Source organism: Streptomyces sp. NPDC001717, from assembly GCF_042892775.1.
Lineage (GTDB): Bacteria > Actinomycetota > Actinomycetes > Streptomycetales > Streptomycetaceae > Streptomyces.
On record NZ_JBIAUK010000012.1, the window covers coordinates 174,634 to 193,030 of the forward strand.

Consider the following 18,397-nt stretch of genomic DNA (forward strand, 5'->3'; position numbering starts at 1 on the left):
GTGGGGCGGCAGTCAGGCATCGAGCCTCGCGATGGAACAGGCGTCAGCTCAGGTGCCCGCGCCCGCAGTGCCGCATATGGCACCGGACGATAGCAGGATCTCGAACGCGCACTTATCCCGGCCCTACCCTTCACGTCTTCGGCCCCGAATTTCCGGGCTTGTCGCCCGGAGTCGAGTCCGGTTCCACGTAAAGGATCTTGGCCTTCATGTGAGCACGGGTCTGCGCGGCGATCCACACGAGGGTGGTCACCACGAGCGTGATCGCGAAGGCCTTGGGGTTGAACAGAGTGGTGTTCTTGAACGCGGCGAGAAAGACGAAGAGCAGCAGGATCTGGGCCGCGTAGAGCATGAGCCCCATGGCCTGGAAGAGATGCGGAAGCGATTTCGCCGTGCGCTGCAGAACGATGAATCCGATGCCCATGAACAGGATCACCAACAGCGTCGCGATGACGGCACCGAGCGCACCCGCGCCACCGACCACGACGGCACTGATCGCAGCGGCGACAGCGCCGGCGACAGCCGTGGGCACGGCGGCTTGCAGGAGAGATCGGACGTCGTTAGACCGCATGGCGGTTTGCTCCGCGTGGTGGTGGGGGCACGGGACTCGTACGGGACGAGCGTAAGCCCGGTCCGAGTGAGGTCCTCGGGCCAATGGACCGTCGCACTACGGTCCTTCGGCTCTGTCGCCGGGTTTAGTGAACGGTATCACAAACTATTTGATGAGAGCTTTACCTGGTGGGTGTGCTGACTGTCACACATGAGAGGGACCCTGCGCGTGTGTGCGCGACAGCCAAGTGTCTTGTGTGCTAAAGGGCGTTCATGTCCGACATGCACCCACCGTCGTCAGCGCGTCGATTCAGCCTTACGCCGGTCGGGGAAGCGCGAACGGGGGCCCACGGCGGTCGCCCCGTTGACGCCGGACACACCTGCCGCGACCGGTCGGACGGGCGCCGGCTCGGCACCCGAGACGTCCTCCAGGGCCGCCTCCGCCGCGGCCTCGGCGGCTCGCGCCGCGTGCCGGTAGCGCGGCGGAACGAGGCCTTCGGCCCAGCGCGGAGCGCGCGGGGTGAAGCGCGGCAGGAGCAGCAGGATCAGGCCGACGGCGCTCAGGGCGGCGATGGCGAGCACGATCCACATCGACGTGGAATGCACCGAATAGGCCACCGCGCCGAAGGCGATGAGTCCTGACCAGAAGTACATGATGAGCACCGCGCGGCTGTGCGAATGCCCGAGTTCCAGCAGTCGGTGGTGCAGGTGTCCGCGGTCCGCGGCGAAGGGCGACTGGCCCTTCCAGGTGCGCCGGACGATGGCCAGAACCAGGTCCGCCATCGGGATCGCGATGACGGTCAGCGGCAGGATCAGCGGGATGTAGGCGGGGAGCATCGCGTGCGTCGCGTTGCGCTCACCACCCGCGAAGAGGGCGAGGGCGTCCGGGTCGACCTGGCCGGTCAGGGAGATCGCGGAGGCGGCCAGCACCAGGCCGATGAGCATCGAGCCGGAGTCGCCCATGAAGATCCGCGCGGGGTGCATGTTGTGCGGCAGGAAGCCCAGGCACATGCCCATCAGGATGGCCGCGAACAGGGTCGCGGGAGCGGCCGACTCGATGCCGTAGCCGAACCAGATCCGGTACGCGTAGAGGAACAGCGCGGCGGCCGCGATGCAGACCATGCCGGCGGCCAGGCCGTCGAGGCCGTCGACGAAGTTCACGGCGTTGATGGTGATCACGACGAGCGCGACGGTCAGCAGGTTGCCCTGCCACTGCGTGAGCGGGACGGTGCCGATGCCCGGGACGGGGATCCACAGGATGGTCAGACCCTGCATGACCATCACGCCGGCGGAGATCATCTGCGCGCCGAGCTTGATCAGGGCGTCGAGTTCGAACTTGTCGTCGAGGACGCCGACCAGCCAGATCAGCGCCGCTCCGGAGAGCAGCGCGCGCGGTTCGTTCGACAGCTCGAAGACACCGTTGAGGTTGCGCAGGTGGTCGGCGACCAGCAGCCCCGCGCACAGTCCGCCGAACATGGCGATGCCGCCCAGTCGCGGTGTGGGCTCGCGGTGCACGTCACGGGCGCGGATCTCCGGCATGGCCCCGGCCGCGATCGCGAACTTCCGCACGGGCCCGGTCAGCAGGTAGGTCACCGCGACCGTGACGCAAAGCGTCAGCAGATATTCACGCACTGGCTGCCCCAGATGTATCGCCGGCCATCTCAGCCCCACACATTAGCTGCGATGTCCCCTCCACCGAGGACGCGAGGGGGCCGTATCCCGGTTCCAGTACGCCCCGCTTGCCCCTGTTACTCCCCGTAAGGTGGAAATTCCCTCGTGAGATCGGCGACCTCCGTACGGGTCTGCGCGCCCTCCCCGCGCAGTGCGCGGGCGAAAAGAGCCGCGATCTCGGTCATCTGGGCCTCCCCCATCCCCTGGGTGGTGACGGCCGCGGTGCCGAGCCGGATCCCGCGCTGGTCCCCGTACGGGAGGGCACAGGTGTCGAGCACGATCCCCGCCGCGGCCAGCAGACCCCGGGCGGTCGGGCCGTCCAGACCCAGCGGGGACGGGTCGGCGGTGATCAGGTGCGTGTCGGTGCCGCCGGTGGTGATCGCGAACCCGTGCTTCTCCAGCGCCTGCGCGAGCACCCGGGCGTTGGCGACGACCCGGTGCGCGTAGGTGGTGAAGGCGGGAGTCGCCGCCTCCCCGAACGCGACGGCCTTCGCGGCGATGGTGTGCATCTGGGCGCCGCCCTGCGTGAAGGGGAACACCGCGCGGTCGACGCGCTCGGCGAACTCGGAGCCGCACAGGATCATCCCGCCGCGCGGGCCGCGCAGCACCTTGTGCGTGGTCGCGCACACGATGTCGGCGTACGGGACGGGGCTGGGCGCGGCCCCGCCGGCCACCAGCCCGATCGGATGGCCCGCGTCGGCGATGAAGTAGGCCCCCACCTCGTCGGCGATCTCCCGGAACACCGAGTACTCCGGATGCCGGGGGTAGGAGATGGACCCGCACACGATCGCCTTGGGCCGGTGCGCGCGGGCCAGCTCCTGCACCTGCCGGTAGTCGATGAGCCCCGTCTCGGCGTCGACCCCGTACCCGACGAAGTCGAACCAGCGGCCGGAGAAGTTGGCGGGTGAGCCGTGGGTGAGGTGCCCCCCGTACGGAAGCCCCATCGCCAGCACGGTGTCCCCCGGCCGCAGCAGCGCCGCGTAGGCGGCCAGCACGGCGGAGGAACCGGAGTGGGGCTGTACGTTGGCGTGCTCGGCCCCGAAGAGCGCGGTGGCCCGCTCCATGGCGACGCGCTCGGCCATGTCGGCGTACTCGCACCCACCGTGGTGCCGGGCACCGGGATACCCCTCGGCGTACTTGTTGGCGAGCGCCGACCCGAGCGCGGCGAGCACCGCGCCGGAGGTGAAGTTCTCGGCGGCGATCATCTGCAGGGTGGTCCCCTGCCGCTGCCGCTCCCCCGCGAGTACGTCCGCCATCTGCGGATCCTGCTGCCGCAGGACGTCCGTGGGCTGGGTGATGACGCTCATGGCACGACTCCAGGGGGTACCGGGTACCAGCCACTGTAGGCCGAAGCCACCCAAATCGCCCTGCGGCGGGCCGCATGCCGGGGCTCCGCCCCGGACCCCGCTCCTCGAACGCCGGAGGGGCTGAAATTGCCCTGCGGGCAATCCAGCGGCGCCAAGTCGGCGGCACCAGCCAAAATCCAGCCCGTCCGGCGCTTGAGGACCGGGTCCGGGCAGAGCCCGGGAAACGGAGAAAGGGCGGGACGCTCAGCGAGAAGCCGGCACACCCGTCAACGCGGTGACGACCGGCTCCAGCGCCTGGTTGATCTCGTCGCCGATCGAGCGGAAGAAGGTGATCGGCGCCCCGTACGGGTCGTACACCTCGTCCGCGTCCGGCGAGGGGGCCAGCAGCCACCCCCGCAACGCGGCCGCGGCCCGCACCAACGCCCGCGCCCGCTCCGCCATGCCGTCGTCCAGCGGCGGCAGCGTGGCCGGGTCTATGGCCCGTACCAGCCGGGTGAACTCCTTCAGCGTGAAGGTCCGCAGCCCGGCCGAGTGCCCCATCGAGATGACCTGCGCCCGGTGGTCCCGCGTGGCGGTCAGCACCAGGTCGGCCCGGATCACGTGCTCGTCCAGCAGTTCCCGCCCGGTGAAACCGGAGGCGTCCGCTCCGAAGTCCGCCAGCACCGCGGCCGCGTTCGCCTCCATCGGGGCCCCCTCGTGGCCCCACGTACCGGCGCTCTCCACGATGAGGTCCCCGGTGACCAGCCCGCCCAGCCGGTGGGACAGGGCGTGCCGCGTCAGCCGCTCGGTGATCGGCGAGCGGCACACGTTGCCGGTGCTGACGTGGAGTATGCGGAACGAGTCCCTCGCTATGCCACGCCCCTCAGGGCTCACGGGGCGACCTCGAGGTCGGGTACGACCTCCCGCAGCTGCTCGGCGGTGAGCGCACCGGCCCGCAGCAGCACGGGAACCTTGCCCGTGACGTCGACGATCGACGACGGCTCGATGCCGGGCGTCGGGCCGCCGTCCAGGTACACGGACACGGAGTCGCCGAGCATCGTGCGCGCGGCGTCGCAGTCCTCGGGCGCCGGCTGGCCGGAGATGTTCGCCGAGGAGACGGCCATCGGGCCGACCTCGGTCAGCAGCTCGATCGCGACGGGGTGCAGCGGCATGCGCACGGCGACCGTGCCCTGGGTGTCGCCGAGGTCCCACGACAGCGAGGGCTGGTGCTTGGCGACGAGCGTCAGCGCGCCCGGCCAGAAGGCGTCGACGAGCTCCCACGCCTGCTCGGAGAAGTCCGTGACCAGGCCGTGCAGCGTGTTCGGGGAGCCGATGAGCACCGGGGTCGGCATGCCGCGGCCGCGGCCCTTGGCGGCGAGGAGGTCGTGGACGGCCTCCGGGCTGAAGGCGTCCGCGCCGATCCCGTACAGGGTGTCGGTGGGCAGCACGACGAGCTCGCCGCGGCGCACGGCGGACGCGGCTTCGCGCAGGCCCGTCTTGCGGTCCGTCGCGTCGTTGCAGTCGTATCGCCGGGCCATCAGCGGGCCTCCTCAAGCAGCGGGGGGGTGACAGGAAGGATCGCGCCCATCACGGCATGGCCTTGCGGGCGGTCGCGAAACGCGGGCGGTTGTTCAGGTCGGGGTGGTCCGCGGCGTCGGCCCAGCCCTGCTCCTCGGCGAAGATCCAGGGGACCTGCCCGCCCTGGGTGTCGGCGTGCTCGATCACGACGATGCCGCCGGGCCGCAGCAACCGGTGCGCGGTGCGCTCGATGCCGCGGATGGTGTCGAGGCCGTCCTCGCCGGAGAAGAGAGCCATCTCCGGGTCGTGGTCGCGGGCCTCGGGGGCGACGTACTCCCACTCGGTGAGCGGGATGTACGGCGGGTTGGAGATGACGAGGTCGACCTGTCCGTCCAGCTCGGGCAGCGCGCTGAGCGCGTCGCCCTGGTGGACGGTGACCCGCGAGCCCTCGGCGTTCTTGCGGGTCCACCGCAGCGCGTCCTCGGACAGCTCGACGGCGTGCACGCGCGAGCGGGGCACCTCCTGCGCCATGGCCAGCGCGATCGCACCGGAGCCCGTGCACAGGTCGACGATCAGCGGCTCGACGACGTCCATCGCGCGAACGGCGTGTATGGCCCAGTCCACGACCGACTCGGTCTCGGGCCGGGGCACGAAGACCCCGGGGCCGACCTGGAGCTCCAGGTACCGGAAGAAGGCCCGGCCGGTGATGTGCTGGAGCGGCTCGCGCGCCTCGCGGCGGGCGACGGCCTCCCAGTAGCGGGCGTCGAAGTCCGCGTCCTTGACGTGGTGCAGTTCCCCCCGTTTGACGCCGTGCACGAAGGCCGCGAGCTCCTCCGCGTCGAAACGCGGTGAGGGCACGCCGGCGGCGGCCAGCCGCTGGGTGGCCTGGGCCACCTCGGCAAGCAGCAAGTTCACGCTGGTCCTCCGGGCTGCTGTCGTACGGGGGGTGGTACGGGTGGTTACCGCGGTGCTGCGCTTCGGCTTACTGCGCGGCCGCGAGCTTGGCGGCGGAGTCGGCGTCGACGCAGGCCTGGATGACCGAGTCGAGGTCGCCGTCGAGCACCTGGTCCAAGTTGTACGCCTTGAAGCCGGTGCGGTGGTCCGAGATCCGGTTTTCCGGGAAGTTGTACGTACGGATCTTCTCGGAACGGTCCACGGAGCGCACCTGGCTGCGGCGCACGTCGGAGGCCTCCTGCTCGGCGGCTTCCTGGGCGGCGGCCAGCAGGCGCGAACGCAGGATGCGCATGGCCTGCTCCTTGTTCTGGAGCTGGCTCTTCTCGTTCTGGCAGGAGGCGACCACACCGGTCGGGATGTGCGTGATGCGCACGGCCGAGTCGGTGGTGTTGACGGACTGGCCGCCCGGGCCGGAGGAGCGGTACACGTCGATGCGCAGGTCGTTCGCGTTGATCTCGACCTCGACCTCCTCGGCCTCCGGGGTGACGAGCACGCCGGCGGCGGAGGTGTGGATGCGGCCCTGGGACTCGGTGGCCGGAACGCGCTGGACGCGGTGCACGCCGCCCTCGTACTTCAGGCGGGCCCACACGCCCTGGCCGGGCTCGGTGGCGCCGTTGCCGCCCTTGGTGCGGACGGAGACCTGGACGTCCTTGTAGCCGCCGAGCTCGGACTCGGTGGCGTCGATGATCTCGGTCTTCCAGCCCACGCGCTCGGCGTAGCGCAGGTACATGCGCAGCAGGTCGCCGGCGAACAGCGCCGACTCGTCGCCGCCCGCGCCCGCCTTGACCTCGAGGAGCACGTCCTTGTCGTCGCTGGGGTCGCGCGGGACCAGCAGCAGGCGGAGCTTCTCGGTGAGCTCCTCGCGCTGTGCGCTCAGCTCCTTGACCTCGGCGGCGAAGTCCGGGTCGTCGGCCGCGAACTCCTTGGCCGTCTCGATGTCCTCGGCCGACTGCTTCCAGGCCCGGAAGGTCGCGATGATCGGGGTCAGCTCCGCGTAGCGCTTGTTCAGCTTGCGCGCGTTGGCCTGATCCGAGTGCACCGAAGGGTCGGCGAGCTTCTTCTCGAGGTCGGCGTGTTCGCCGACCAGTTCCTCGACCGCCTCGAACATCGGGAGACTCCTGGGGTAAAAGTACGAAAGGGCTGCACGTGGTCAGGGACCGGGACGACGACAAAGGCGCCGGTCCAGCCGCCCCCGGATGGTCAGGGGGCGACCGGAAACCGGCGCCTGGGTCGCGCTACTTCTTGGCCGCACCCTTGCCGAAGCGGGCCTCGAAGCGGGCCACACGGCCACCGGTGTCGAGGATCTTCTGCTTGCCCGTGTAGAACGGGTGGCACTCGGAGCAGACCTCGGCACGGATGGTGCCCTCGGTCAGGGTGCTACGGGTGGTGAACGACGCGCCACAGGTGCAGCTGACCTGGGTCTCGACGTACTCGGGGTGAACATCGCGCTTCAAGGTGTCTCCTAGATTCGGGAGGGCGCCGGGTCGCAGGAGCCGAATTGCGCACTGCGTGAACCGGGGCCGACAGACCAGTCTGCCAGGACCGGGCTGCCTGTCAAAATTCTGAGGACGCCTCCCTCAACGGACGGGGGTCGGCATCTATTCCGGCAGGCCCGGAAGACGTCCTCGCCGGAGGCTCACTGGACGACGGAACCGGCCGTGCCCTTGTCACCGGTGGAGTTCGCGGTGGCCTCGGCGGGGATCGGCTGGTCGGCCAGCAGGGCGTCCCAGACCAGCTGGGACTCCTTCTTCAGCGGGGCCACGCGGTTGGGGTCGACCGCGTCCGTGGTGACCGGCAGCGTGATCATGTGCATGTTCTGGGCGTCGATGCCCTGGAGGCTCTGGGCGAAGCCCATGAGGGACTTCACGTCGCCGAGCGCCTTGTCGGTGGTGAGCGCCTTGGTGCCGGTGTCGGCGAGGTCGAGGAGCTTCTTCGGGTTGTCGAACAGTCCGACGGTCTTGACCTGCTTGATCAGCGCCTTGATGAAGGCCTGCTGGAGCTGTATTCGGCCGAGGTCACCGCCGTCCCCGACGGCATGGCGGGTACGGACCAGGCCGAGCGCCTGCTCGCCGTTCAGCCGGTTGGGGCCGGCCGGGAGGTCCAGGTGGCTGTAGGAGTCCTTGAGGGGCTTGGTGGTGGTCACCTCGACCCCGCCGAGGGTGTCGATGATCTTCTTGAAGCCCGTGAAGTCGACCTCGATGTAGTGGTCCATGCGGATCCCCGACATCTTCTCGACGGTCTTGACCGCGCAGGCGGCGCCGCCGACCGTGTAGGCCTCGTTGAACTGCCGGCGCTGGCCGCCGGGGTCGGTCTTGCCGTTGCCCGTGGGGCACGAGGGGCGGGCGGTCATCGTGTCGCGGGGTATGGAGACGATGCTCGCCTTCTTGTGGCCCTCGTACAGGTGGACGATCATCGCCGTGTCGGCGCGGGCGGAGCCGCCGTCGTCCTGTCCGTACTCGGAGTTCGCGCCGCCGCGGGAGTCGGAGCCGAGGACGAGGATGTCCATCGAGCCGTTGTCGATGTTCTGCGGGCGGTCCTTGCCCAGCGCCTGGTCGATGTCGACCGTCTTCAGGTTGCCGTTCAGCTTGAAGTAGAACCAGCCCAGGCCCGCCCCGCCCAGCAGGACCACGCCGGCCGCGCTCCAGGCCACCACGACGAGGGCCCTGCGCTTCTTCGCGGGTTTGCGGCGTCGCCGGCCCGCGGCACGGTGGCCGGCGCCGTTGCTGTCCTGGCTCATGCTCTCCTCAGTCCTGGATGCGGTCCCCTGTCCCTTGACACAGACGGACGAACGTCCTCCAGGGTTCCACGGCCGCCGGGCCCCGGACCGGGGCCGCGACGGACGCGTTCCCTGACGAACACTCCGTAACCCCGCCCTCACCTGCGGTTTCCCGCCGGGACGCGGCACGGCCGCCCCCGGGGCGAGGGGGGTCGCCGTGTGGCGAAGGTCGCACCGTACGCACACGGCCGCCCCTGTCGCGCGTGCGACGGGGGCGGCCGTGTTCAGGTGGAGAGGACTCAGTCGTCGTTCTTGCCCGACGGGGTCGTCTTCGCGATCTGCATCAGGAACTCGGCGTTCGACTTCGTCTGCTTCATCTTGTCGAGCAGCAGCTCGATCGCCTGCTGCGAGTCGAGCGCGTGCAGCACCCGGCGCAGCTTCCAGACGATGGCGAGCTCCTCCGCGTTGAGGAGGATCTCCTCCTTGCGGGTGCCCGACGGGTCGACGTCGACGGCCGGGAAGATGCGCTTGTCGGCGAGCTTCCGGTCGAGCTTGAGCTCCATGTTGCCGGTGCCCTTGAACTCCTCGAAGATCACCTCGTCCATGCGCGAGCCGGTGTCGACCAGCGCGGTGGCCAGGATGGTCAGCGAGCCGCCGTCCTCGATGTTGCGCGCGGCACCGAAGAAGCGCTTCGGCGGGTACAGCGCGGTCGAGTCGACACCACCGGACAGGATGCGGCCGGAGGCGGGCGCCGCGAGGTTGTACGCGCGGCCCAGGCGGGTGATGGAGTCCAGCAGGACGACCACGTCGTGTCCCAGCTCGACGAGACGCTTGGCGCGCTCGATGGCCAGCTCGGCGACGGTGGTGTGGTCCTCGGCCGGGCGGTCGAAGGTCGAGGAGATGACCTCGCCCTTGACCGACCGCTGCATGTCGGTGACCTCTTCCGGACGCTCGTCGACCAGGACGACCATCAGGTGGCACTCGGGGTTGTTCGTGGTGATCGCGTTGGCGATCGCCTGCATGATCATGGTCTTGCCGGTCTTCGGCGGGGCCACGATCAGGCCTCGCTGGCCCTTGCCGATCGGCGACACGAGGTCGATGATGCGGGTCGTCAGCACACCCGGGTCGGTCTCCAGGCGGAGCCGGTCCTGCGGGTAGAGCGGGGTCAGCTTCTGGAACTCCGGCCGTCCGCGCCCGGATTCGGGAGCCATGCCGTTGACGGAGTCCAGGCGCACGAGGGCGTTGAACTTCTCGCGGCGCTCGCCGTCCTTGGGCTGGCGCACGGCACCGGTGGTGTGGTCGCCCTTGCGCAGGCCCGCCTTGCGGACCTGGGCGAGGGAGACGTACACGTCGTTGGGGCCGGGCAGGTAGCCCGAGGTCCGGATGAACGCGTAGTTGTCGAGGATGTCGAGGATGCCCGCGACGGGGATCAGCACGTCGTCGTCGGCGACCTGCGGCTCGTTCGGCGCGAACTCGTCGCGGCCACGACGGCCACGGCGGTCGCGGTAGCGGCCGCGACGGCCACGACGGCCGCCCTCGTCGTCGAAGTCGTCCTGCGGCCCGTTGTCCTGGGGACCCTGACGGTCCTGACGACCCTGCTGGCCCTGACCCTGGCCACGGCCGCCCTGCTGCTGGCGGTCGCCGCGCTCGGCGCGGTCCTGACGGCCGCCCTGGCCGCCCTGCGCGCCCTGGCCCTGGCCGCCCTGGCCCTGCTCGTCGGTCTTGGCGGCGCGCTCGCGGCGGCTCTGACGGTCACCGCGCTCGGCGCGGTCCCCGCGGTCACGACGGTCGCGACGGCCTCGGCCCTCGCCGTCCTGACCCTGTGCGGGGGCGGAGACCGCGGTGGCGGCCTCGGCCTTGGCGTCGGCCTGCGGAGCCGCGACCGTCTCGGTCTTCTGCTCGACCTGGACGACGGTGGCGGGAGCCGAGCCCTCCGGGCTGCCCGACGGGGCGGTGGCCCGACGGCGGCGACGCTCGCCGGCCGGCGCGTCCTCGGAGGCCGGCTGGCCCGGGATCTCGATCTGCGTCGCCGGAGCGGCGGCGGGCTTCTCGGCGGGCGCCTCGGCGGCGGTCTCGCCCGTGCGGGCCTTGCTGGTGGCGCGGCGCTTCGGCTTGGCCTCGGCGGTGTCGCCGGCGGCGGAAGCCGCGGCCTTGGCGGCGCCGCCACCGGCCTGCGCCTCCTTGATGACCTCGATCAGCTGGCTCTTGCGCATCCGCGCGGTGCCCCTGATACCGAGGCCGGACGCGACCTGCTGGAGCTCTGCGAGGACCATGCCGTCAAGGCCGGTGCCGGTGCGGCGGCGCTTGGGCGCGGCGCCCGCGGCGGGAGCACTGGTGTCGACAGAGGTGTCGGCAGCGCCCATCAGATCGGTGGTGTCGCTCACGAAGGGTCCTTCCCTGGAGCGGACGTCGGCCTGTCTGGCTCGGCGACCGGTTGTGCTGTCCGACAGCGGTCTAGGTGTGGACCGTGCCGGGGCGGTGGTCCGCCGGTAGAGATACGGCGGAGAGAAACGTGCGTGGGTGGTACCGGCGAGAAGCCCCCGAGCTGAAAGCGTGGGAATGTCACGCCGATTCCGGAGCGTGCTCGAAACTGCTGGAAGTGATCAAAGCAGTCGGGGAGGCTCCCGGAAGAAAGGTGGTCCCGGATGGGGACACTGAGCACCGAGCCATGGCGGCTTCCGATGCGCACTTGAGACTAACACTACCGGATCCAACAGATATTCCCCCTCTCGATCACCGGCAATCGCGCTGCTTCCGCGCGGGCGGCCTGCCCTGACCGCCCGCCCCTGACCGGCTCTGTTCTGCCCTAGCCGCCCTGGGTACCCAGCGGAAGCACGCTCGCACCCGCGGCGTCGAGCGCGAGCCGGTTCGCGGCCCACCCCTCGCCCGCGAGCTGCGCGACCTTGTCGGCCGCGTCGTTGTCGACCAGCGCGAGGACCGTGGGGCCCGCGCCGGAGATGACCGCGGGGATGCCGTCCGCCCGCAGTCGGTTGACGAGTGCCACGCTCTCGGGCATCGCCGGGGACCGGTACTCCTGGTGGAGCCGGTCTTCGGTGGCCGGCAGCAGGAACTCGGGACGCCTGGTCAGGGCCTCCACGAGCAGACCCGCGCGGCCCGCGTTGACGGCCGCGTCCACGTGCGGGACGGTACGCGGCAGCAGGCCGCGCGCGGTCTCGGTGAGGACGGGCTTGGAAGGTACGAAGACCACCGGAACGATGGAATCGGCGGGGTCCATCCGGATCGCCCTGGCGCTCCCCCCGTCCATCCACGCCAGGGTGAAGCCGCCGAGCAGACAGGCCGCGACGTTGTCGGGGTGGCCCTCGATCTCGGTGGCGAGCTCCAGCAGCGCGGCGTCGTCGAGCTTGGCCTCGCCGCCTATGGTCACGGCGCGGGCGGCGACGATGCCTGCGCAGATGGCGGCGGAGGAGGAGCCGAGGCCGCGGCCGTGCGGGATGCGGTTGGCGCAGACGACCTCGAGGCCGCGCGGCTGTCCGCCCAGCAGGTCGAAGGCGGTGCGCATGGAGCGTACGAGCAGGTGGCTCTCGTCCCGCGGGAGGGTGTCGGCACCCTCACCCGCGATGTCGATGTCGAGGCCGGAGTCGGCCACCCGGACGACTACGTCGTCGTAGAGGCCCAGGGCCAGACCGAGGGCGTCGAAGCCCGGGCCGAGATTGGCACTGCTGGCGGGGACGCGCACCCGTACGGCGGCGGCGCGGAACGCTGGACCGGCCATCGTCCGATGACACTCCTTGTGACTGTGCGAGAACTTCGCTCTTCGCTGGCTCGCTGCGAAATGTACTTGAGAACGTACGACACCCGAAGGCCCTCGGGGCAGCACCACGGTCATATGCGCGGTGGCGGATGTAAGTACAGCGTATCGAAGGAAGGTTCCCTCGCGACATAGGGCGCACAGGAGGCGCACGATGCGTGTCGCACCCCTCGGCTGCCTTCGACGTGCGTTCGGCCGGTTCGGGACCGGCCTCGACGGCCCTTTTGTGGCCGTACGGGGTGAGTTGCCGGGTTCCGGAGGGCCTCCACGGCCCTCCGGAACCGGCTCCCGCGTCAGATCAGGCCGAGCCTGATCGCAGCGGCCTCGGCGTCAACCGGAACGGTGACCGGCTGCGGAGCGCCGGCGATCGCCCAGTCGGGGTCCTTCAGGCCGTTGCCGGTGACGGTGCACACGATCTTCTGGCCGGGGTCGACCAGGCCCTGCTCGGCGGCCTTGAGCAGACCGGCCACCGAGGCGGCCGAGGCGGGCTCGACGAAGACGCCCTCCTGGGCGGCCAACAGCCGGTAGGCGGCCAGGATCTGGCGGTCCGTCACCTCGTCGATGAAGCCGCCCGACTCCTCGCGCGCGGCCAGCGCGTAGTCCCAGGAAGCCGGGTTGCCGATGCGGATCGCGGTGGCGATGGTGTGCGGCTCCTTGACGACCTCGCCGCGCACGATGGGCGCGGAACCGGAGGCCTGGAAACCCCACACGCGGGGCGTACGGGAGGCCAGGCCGTCGGCCTTGTACTCCTTGAACCCCTTCCAGTACGCGGTGATGTTGCCGGCGTTGCCGACGGGCAGCACGTGGATGTCGGGGGCGTCACCGAGCGCGTCGACGATCTCGAACGCGGCCGTCTTCTGACCCTCGATGCGTACCGGGTTGACCGAATTGACCAGCGCCACCGGGTAGTTGTCGGACAGCGAGCGGGCCAGGTCGAGGCAGTCGTCGAAGTTGCCGTCCACCTGAAGGATCTTGGCGCCGTGCACGAGGGCCTGGCCCATCTTGCCCAGCGCGATCTTGCCGCGGGGCACGAGCACCGCGGAGACCATCCCGGCGCGCACCGCGTACGCGGCGGCGGAGGCCGAGGTGTTGCCCGTGGAGGCGCAGATGACGGCCTTGGCGCCGTCCTCCTTGGCCTTGGTGATGGCCATCGTCATACCGCGGTCCTTGAAGGACCCGGTCGGGTTCGCGCCCTCGACCTTGAGGTGCACCTCGCAGCCGGTGCGCTCGGAGAGCACCTGAGCGGGAACGAGAGGAGTGCCACCCTCGCGGAGCGTCACCACCGGAGTCGTGTCCGTCACCGGCAGGCGGTCCCGGTACTCCTCGATGATGCCGCGCCACTGGTGGGTGCGATTGCTGCTCATGGGTCCTTACTCCCCTTCAACACGCATGATGCTGGCGACACCGCGGACGGTGTCCAGCTTCCGCAGCGCCTCGACGGTCCCGGAGAGGGCGGCGTCGGGAGCGCGGTGGGTGACGACGACGAGGGAGGCCTCGCCGTCCTTGCCCTGCTGCCGCACGGTGTCGATCGAGACCCCGTGCTCCGCGAAGGTGGTCGCCACCTGGGCGAGCACGCCCGGCTTGTCCGCCACATCGAGGCTGATGTGGTAGCGGGTGACGACGTCCCCCATGGGGCTGACCGGCAGCTGGGTGTAAGCCGACTCGCCGGGCCCCGTTGCCTCGGCGAGCTTGTTGCGGCAGACGGCGACGAGGTCGCCGAGGACCGCGGACGCGGTCGGGGCACCGCCCGCGCCGGGCCCGTAGAACATGAGCCGCCCGGCGGCCTCCGCCTCGACGAAGACTGCGTTGTACGCCTCGCGGACGGAGGCCAGCGGGTGGGTGAGCGGGATCATCGCGGGGTGCACGCGCGCGGTGACGGACTCGCCGTCGGCGGCGCGCTCCAGGATGGCCAGCAGCTTGATCGTGCAGCCCATGCGCTTCGCGGAGGCGAAGTCGGCGGCGCTGACCTCGGTCATGCCCTCGCGGTAGACGTCGTCGAGGCGGACGCGGGTGTGGAACGCGATGCCGGCCAGGATCGCGGCCTTGGCGGCGGCGTCGTAGCCCTCGACGTCGGCGGTGGGGTCGGCCTCGGCGTACCCGAGGGCCGTGGCCTCGTCGAGCGCCTCCTGGTAGCCGGCGCCGGTCGAGTCCATCTTGTCGAGGATGAAGTTCGTCGTGCCGTTGACGATGCCCATGACCCGGTTGATCTTGTCGCCCGCGAGGGACTCGCGCATCGGGCGGACCAGCGGGATCGCGCCGGCGACGGCGGCCTCGTAGTACAGGTCCAGCCCGTGGGTCTCGGCGGCGGCGTGCAGCGCGGCGCCGTCCTGCGCGAGCAGCGCCTTGTTGGCGGAGACGACGGAGATGCCGTTCTCGAACGCGGTGGTGATCAGCGTCCGGGCGGGCTCGATCCCGCCGATCACTTCGATCGCCACATCGATGTCGCCGCGTTTGAGCAGCGCGGTCGCATCGGTGGTGACGAGCGCGGGGTCGATGCCCTCGCGCACCTTGGAGGGACGACGCACCGCGACGCCGGCGAGCTCGACGGGCGCGCCGATCCTGGCCGTCAGATCGTCGGCGTGCGTCGTCATGATGCGGGCAACTTCCGAGCCGACCACTCCACAGCCCAGCAGCGCCACCTTCAGCGGACGCGTACGCATCATTCGACCTACGCCTTTCGATCTTCCATCAGTACCCCGCGCGCGGCTTGCGCGCGGGGTGGGAACGCGGGGTGAGAACAAGTCTCACGCAATGGACAGCAGTTTCCACCCTCGGTCCAATGCGTGAGACACCCCTTGAGACTCCCGAGGCCATTATTTCTGGGTTCGGAGGGCCTCCCCCAGAAATAACGGAATCACCCGAGGTCGAGTCGCAGGAGATCTTCCTCCGTCTCGCGGCGGACGATCACCCGCGCCTGACCGTCGCGCACGGCGACGACGGGCGGCCGCAGCGCGTGGTTGTAATTGCTGGCCATGGACCTGCAATAGGCGCCGGTGGCGGGCACGGCGAGGAGGTCGCCGGGCGCCAGGTCGGCGGGGAGGAAGGCGTCCTTCACGACGATGTCGCCGCTTTCGCAGTGCTTGCCGACGACGCGGACGAGCATGGGCTCGGCGTCGGAGGTGCGGGACACGAGCGAGATGGAGTACTCGGCGTCGTACAGGGCCGTCCGAATGTTGTCGGACATCCCTCCGTCAACGCTCACATACGTCCGAAGCCCTTCGAGCGGCTTGATCGTGCCGACCTCGTACAGCGTGAAGGCCGTCGGCCCGACGATGGCCCGCCCCGGCTCGACGGAGATCCTCGGCGCCCGCAGCCCGGCGCCCTCGCACTCCCGGGCGACGATCTCGGTCAGCGCCTTGGCGATCTCGTGGGGCTCACGCGGATCGTCTGCGGACGTGTACGCGATCCCCAGTCCACCACCGAGGTCGATCTCGGGCAGCTCCACCCCGTGCTCGTCCCTGACGGCCGCCAGCAGCTGCACGACCCGCTTGGCCGACACCTCGAAGCCGGCCATGTCGAAGATCTGCGAGCCGATGTGGGAGTGGACGCCGAGCAGCTCCAGCGAGTCGTGCCCAAGGGCCCGCCGTACGGCCTCGGCGGCGCTCCCGTCCGCGACCGCGATCCCGAACTTCTGGTCCTCGTGAGCAGTCGCGATGAACTCGTGGGTGTGCGCTTCCACACCCACCGTCACGCGGATCTGCACGGGCTGGCGCACGCCCGCCTCGCGGGCGATGTGCGCGACGCGGGCGATCTCCTGGAAGGAGTCGAGCACGATCCGCCCGACGCCGGCCTCGACGGCCCGGCGGATCTCGCCCTCGGACTTGTTGTTCCCGTGAAAAGCGATCTGGGATGCGGGCATCCCGGCGGCCAGCGCGGTCGCCAGCTCCCCACCGGAACACACGTCCACGTTCAGCCCTTCCTCCCGCAGCCACTTCACGATGGCCTTGGAGAGGAACGCCTTTCCGGCGTAGAACACGTCGGCGTCCTTGCCGAACGCGTGCGCCCAGGCGCGGCACCGCGCCCGGAAGTCCTCTTCATCGAGAAAATAGGCGGGGGTCCCGAACTCCTCGGCGAGCTTGGTGACTTCAATGCCTCCCACCGTCACCACACCATCCCCGTCACGAGTGACGGTCCGGGCCCAGACCTTCTCGTCGAGAACGTTGAGGTCGGCGGGCGGCGGCGAGTAGTGCCCCTCGGGCAGCACATCGGCGTGACGGGGTCCGGCGGGGTGCGCGGAACGGCTCATCGGTATCTCTCTTCGCGTGTCACAGGCGTTCGGGTGCGTCCATGCCGAGCAGGGCCAGGCCGCCGGCCAGCACCGTCCCGGCGGCTTCGGCAAGAGCCAGCCGGGCACGGTGGGCGGCCGAGGGTTTCTCGTCGCCCTTGGGCAGTACGCGGTGCTGGAAGTCGAGCAGCGCGTCGGCCACCTCGACGAGATGCCTGGCGAGCCGCTCGGGCGCACGGTGGTGCGCGGCGGCTTCGAGTACGAGGGGGTAGTCGGCGAGGGCCCGCAGCAGTCCGTGGGCACCGGTCACGTCCCCGGCCTCCGCCCCGAACCCGATCTGCCCGGCGTTCCTGAGCAGGGCCCGGCTCCGCGCATGGGCGTAGCGCACCCGGAAGAACTCGCTCGCCTCGCCCTGGACGAGCAGAACGTCGGGGAACTCGGGGGTCTCGCGCGCCGGCACGGTCAGCACGGCCCAGCGGACGGCATCGGCCCCGTACCGGGCCACCACGTCCCCGTCCCGCTTGGCGACGGGCGCGACGCCCGGCCACGGCCCGCCGTGCCCCTCTCCCTGACTGCGCACGATCCGCACGGTGGCCTCGTGGACGGCCCGCTGCCGCAGCCCGGTGACGGCCTCTGGGCAGAACGGCTCGGTCTCGACGGCTCCGTCGGCGTACCCGTACCGGAGCCCGCGCGCGCGGATGTCCCGTACGAGCGTGGTGGTGGACTGTGCCACGAGGGTGAAGTTCAGGAAGCCCGCGCCGGTGACGTCCGCACGCTCGATACCGGGAACCTCGCCCAGTCGGCGGGCCAGCACGTCCGCCACTTCACCGGGCCCGCGCCCGACGCTCTTGGCGATCTGAAAGGCCACGGGCGTGGCGTAGTCCCCCACCCCACCGGGCCGGGTCCGCTCGACGACGACCCGCTCGGGCACGACCGCCTCGGCCGGCAGCTCACCGTCCTCGACGGCGCGGCGCACGGCACGTACGACGCAACGGGAGAGGTCAGCGGGGGTCACGGGACCAGCCTAGGGGAGACGCCGTCTCATCCCGCGAAGAGTTTCGCCATGTGAACAGAAGCCCTCGGACCGACGCCCGGGCTCAGCACCCGGACCAGCCCCCAGGGGCCGGCGCCCGGACCGAACCCCCCGGACCGAGCCGGGCGAGCCTCAGCCCCTCCCCCTCCCGGCAGGAGCCCCTTTCCTCCCGTCGCGCCGGTCCTTGCGCTCGATCAGCCGCCGCACGACCCGTACCAGCTCGGCGGGCTCGAAGGGCTTCGCGAGAAAGGCGTCCACCCCTGCCGCGATCCCGGCCTCGACCTCTTGCTGCGTACAGGCGCTCACGATCGCAACGGGCACGTCCCGGGTCCGCGGATCGGCCCGCAACTGCGCGGCGGTCCCGAACCCGTCCAGCCGCGGCATGACCACATCAAGAGTGATCGCATCAGGACAGACCCGATGCACCACATCCAGACACTCGGCACCATCATTCGCGGTCACGACCTCGAAGCCCTCCAGCTCGAGATTGACCTTGATCAGCTGCCGGATGACCTTGTTGTCGTCGACAACAAGAACCCGGCCTGAGACGCCTGGCACAACTCGAGAGTAGGTCGACCCAACCCCCCGCGTCCGGGTTTTCGCCACTTCCACCCCGTCCGGGGGACCCACCCTCCTACTCCCGCGTAAACGGGTTCCTGATCACCCCACGGAAGCTGGT

16 protein-coding genes are annotated in these 18,397 nt (G+C 70.5%); all 16 read right to left on the reverse strand.

Going from position 1 to position 18,397, the window contains the following annotated elements:
- Positions 1-130 precede the first annotated feature (130 nt).
- The 16 genes from ACFYZL_RS21085 to ACFYZL_RS21160 all read right to left on the reverse strand — a co-directional run bounded on the left by ACFYZL_RS21085 (position 131) and on the right by ACFYZL_RS21160 (position 18,276).
- A complete protein-coding gene (locus tag ACFYZL_RS21085) occupies positions 131-568 on the reverse strand; it encodes a hypothetical protein (RefSeq protein ID WP_384746990.1) in 438 nt (145 codons plus the stop codon).
- Positions 569-843: 275 nt separating this feature from the next.
- On the reverse strand, positions 844-2,178 hold the full coding sequence (locus ACFYZL_RS21090; RefSeq protein WP_388680773.1) for an MraY family glycosyltransferase: 1,335 nt from the start codon (positions 2,176-2,178) through the stop codon (positions 844-846).
- A gap of 116 nt (positions 2,179-2,294) precedes the next feature.
- The gene (gene glyA, locus ACFYZL_RS21095; protein WP_384746989.1) at positions 2,295-3,524 is read right to left on the reverse strand and encodes a serine hydroxymethyltransferase; all 1,230 of its coding nucleotides are present in this window, start codon (positions 3,522-3,524) and stop codon (positions 2,295-2,297) included.
- Positions 3,525-3,767: 243 nt separating this feature from the next.
- Positions 3,768-4,397, reverse strand: coding sequence for a protein-tyrosine-phosphatase (locus tag ACFYZL_RS21100; RefSeq protein WP_384746987.1), 630 nt, complete (start codon positions 4,395-4,397; stop codon positions 3,768-3,770).
- Positions 4,394-5,041 (reverse strand): L-threonylcarbamoyladenylate synthase, encoded by a 648-nt coding sequence (locus ACFYZL_RS21105; RefSeq protein WP_384746985.1) that lies wholly within the window; start codon positions 5,039-5,041, stop codon positions 4,394-4,396. The genes ACFYZL_RS21100 and ACFYZL_RS21105 overlap by 4 nt, the downstream gene beginning before the upstream one ends.
- Positions 5,042-5,090: 49 nt before the next feature.
- Entirely contained in the window at positions 5,091-5,936 is an 846-nt protein-coding gene (prmC, locus tag ACFYZL_RS21110; protein WP_384746983.1) for a peptide chain release factor N(5)-glutamine methyltransferase, read from the reverse strand.
- A 67-nt stretch (positions 5,937-6,003) separates the two neighbouring features.
- Positions 6,004-7,083 carry a peptide chain release factor 1 gene (prfA, locus tag ACFYZL_RS21115; protein WP_384746981.1) on the reverse strand — a complete coding sequence of 360 codons (1,080 nt, stop codon included), beginning with the start codon at positions 7,081-7,083 and terminating at the stop codon, positions 6,004-6,006.
- A gap of 127 nt (positions 7,084-7,210) precedes the next feature.
- Positions 7,211-7,429, reverse strand: a complete 219-nt coding sequence (gene rpmE, locus ACFYZL_RS21120; protein WP_007266580.1) for a 50S ribosomal protein L31 — start codon at positions 7,427-7,429, stop codon at positions 7,211-7,213.
- A 182-nt stretch (positions 7,430-7,611) separates the two neighbouring features.
- Positions 7,612-8,712 carry an LCP family protein gene (locus ACFYZL_RS21125; RefSeq protein ID WP_384746979.1) on the reverse strand — a complete coding sequence of 367 codons (1,101 nt, stop codon included), beginning with the start codon at positions 8,710-8,712 and terminating at the stop codon, positions 7,612-7,614.
- Positions 8,713-8,990: 278 nt separating this feature from the next.
- Positions 8,991-11,075, reverse strand: coding sequence for a transcription termination factor Rho (gene rho / locus ACFYZL_RS21130; protein ID WP_384743947.1), 2,085 nt, complete (start codon positions 11,073-11,075; stop codon positions 8,991-8,993).
- Between the two features lie 422 nt (positions 11,076-11,497).
- The gene (thrB, locus tag ACFYZL_RS21135) at positions 11,498-12,424 is read right to left on the reverse strand and encodes a homoserine kinase (protein ID WP_385122060.1); all 927 of its coding nucleotides are present in this window, start codon (positions 12,422-12,424) and stop codon (positions 11,498-11,500) included.
- 329 nt (positions 12,425-12,753) lie between these two features.
- Positions 12,754-13,824: a threonine synthase gene (thrC, locus tag ACFYZL_RS21140; RefSeq protein ID WP_384743943.1), complete on the reverse strand. Its 1,071-nt coding sequence runs from the start codon at positions 13,822-13,824 to the stop codon at positions 12,754-12,756.
- A gap of 6 nt (positions 13,825-13,830) precedes the next feature.
- On the reverse strand, positions 13,831-15,120 hold the full coding sequence (locus ACFYZL_RS21145; protein ID WP_384586237.1) for a homoserine dehydrogenase: 1,290 nt from the start codon (positions 15,118-15,120) through the stop codon (positions 13,831-13,833).
- Positions 15,121-15,314: 194 nt separating this feature from the next.
- On the reverse strand, positions 15,315-16,706 hold the full coding sequence (lysA, locus tag ACFYZL_RS21150) for a diaminopimelate decarboxylase (protein ID WP_384743941.1): 1,392 nt from the start codon (positions 16,704-16,706) through the stop codon (positions 15,315-15,317).
- 19 nt (positions 16,707-16,725) lie between these two features.
- On the reverse strand, positions 16,726-17,700 hold the full coding sequence (nrtL, locus tag ACFYZL_RS21155; RefSeq protein ID WP_388680784.1) for an ArgS-related anticodon-binding protein NrtL: 975 nt from the start codon (positions 17,698-17,700) through the stop codon (positions 16,726-16,728).
- 150 nt (positions 17,701-17,850) lie between these two features.
- Positions 17,851-18,276, reverse strand: coding sequence for a response regulator (locus ACFYZL_RS21160; RefSeq protein WP_384729804.1), 426 nt, complete (start codon positions 18,274-18,276; stop codon positions 17,851-17,853).
- Between the last annotated feature and the right edge of the window lie 121 nt (positions 18,277-18,397).

Excerpts from the sequence above, each read along its gene's own strand:
- glyA (WP_384746989.1), bottom strand. The coding sequence starts at position 3,524 with ATGAGCGTCATCACCCAGCCCACGGACGTCCTGCGGCAGCAGGATCCG.
- ACFYZL_RS21145 (WP_384586237.1), bottom strand. The coding sequence starts at position 15,120 with ATGCGTACGCGTCCGCTGAAGGTGGCGCTGCTGGGCTGTGGAGTGGTC.
- thrB (WP_385122060.1), bottom strand. The coding sequence starts at position 12,424 with ATGGCCGGTCCAGCGTTCCGCGCCGCCGCCGTACGGGTGCGCGTCCCC.
- ACFYZL_RS21125 (WP_384746979.1), bottom strand. The coding sequence starts at position 8,712 with ATGAGCCAGGACAGCAACGGCGCCGGCCACCGTGCCGCGGGCCGGCGA.
- ACFYZL_RS21085 (WP_384746990.1), bottom strand. The coding sequence starts at position 568 with ATGCGGTCTAACGACGTCCGATCTCTCCTGCAAGCCGCCGTGCCCACG.
- ACFYZL_RS21105 (WP_384746985.1), bottom strand. The coding sequence starts at position 5,041 with ATGGCCCGGCGATACGACTGCAACGACGCGACGGACCGCAAGACGGGC.
- lysA (WP_384743941.1), bottom strand. The coding sequence starts at position 16,706 with ATGAGCCGTTCCGCGCACCCCGCCGGACCCCGTCACGCCGATGTGCTG.
- thrC (WP_384743943.1), bottom strand. The coding sequence starts at position 13,824 with ATGAGCAGCAATCGCACCCACCAGTGGCGCGGCATCATCGAGGAGTAC.
- prfA (WP_384746981.1), bottom strand. The coding sequence starts at position 7,083 with ATGTTCGAGGCGGTCGAGGAACTGGTCGGCGAACACGCCGACCTCGAG.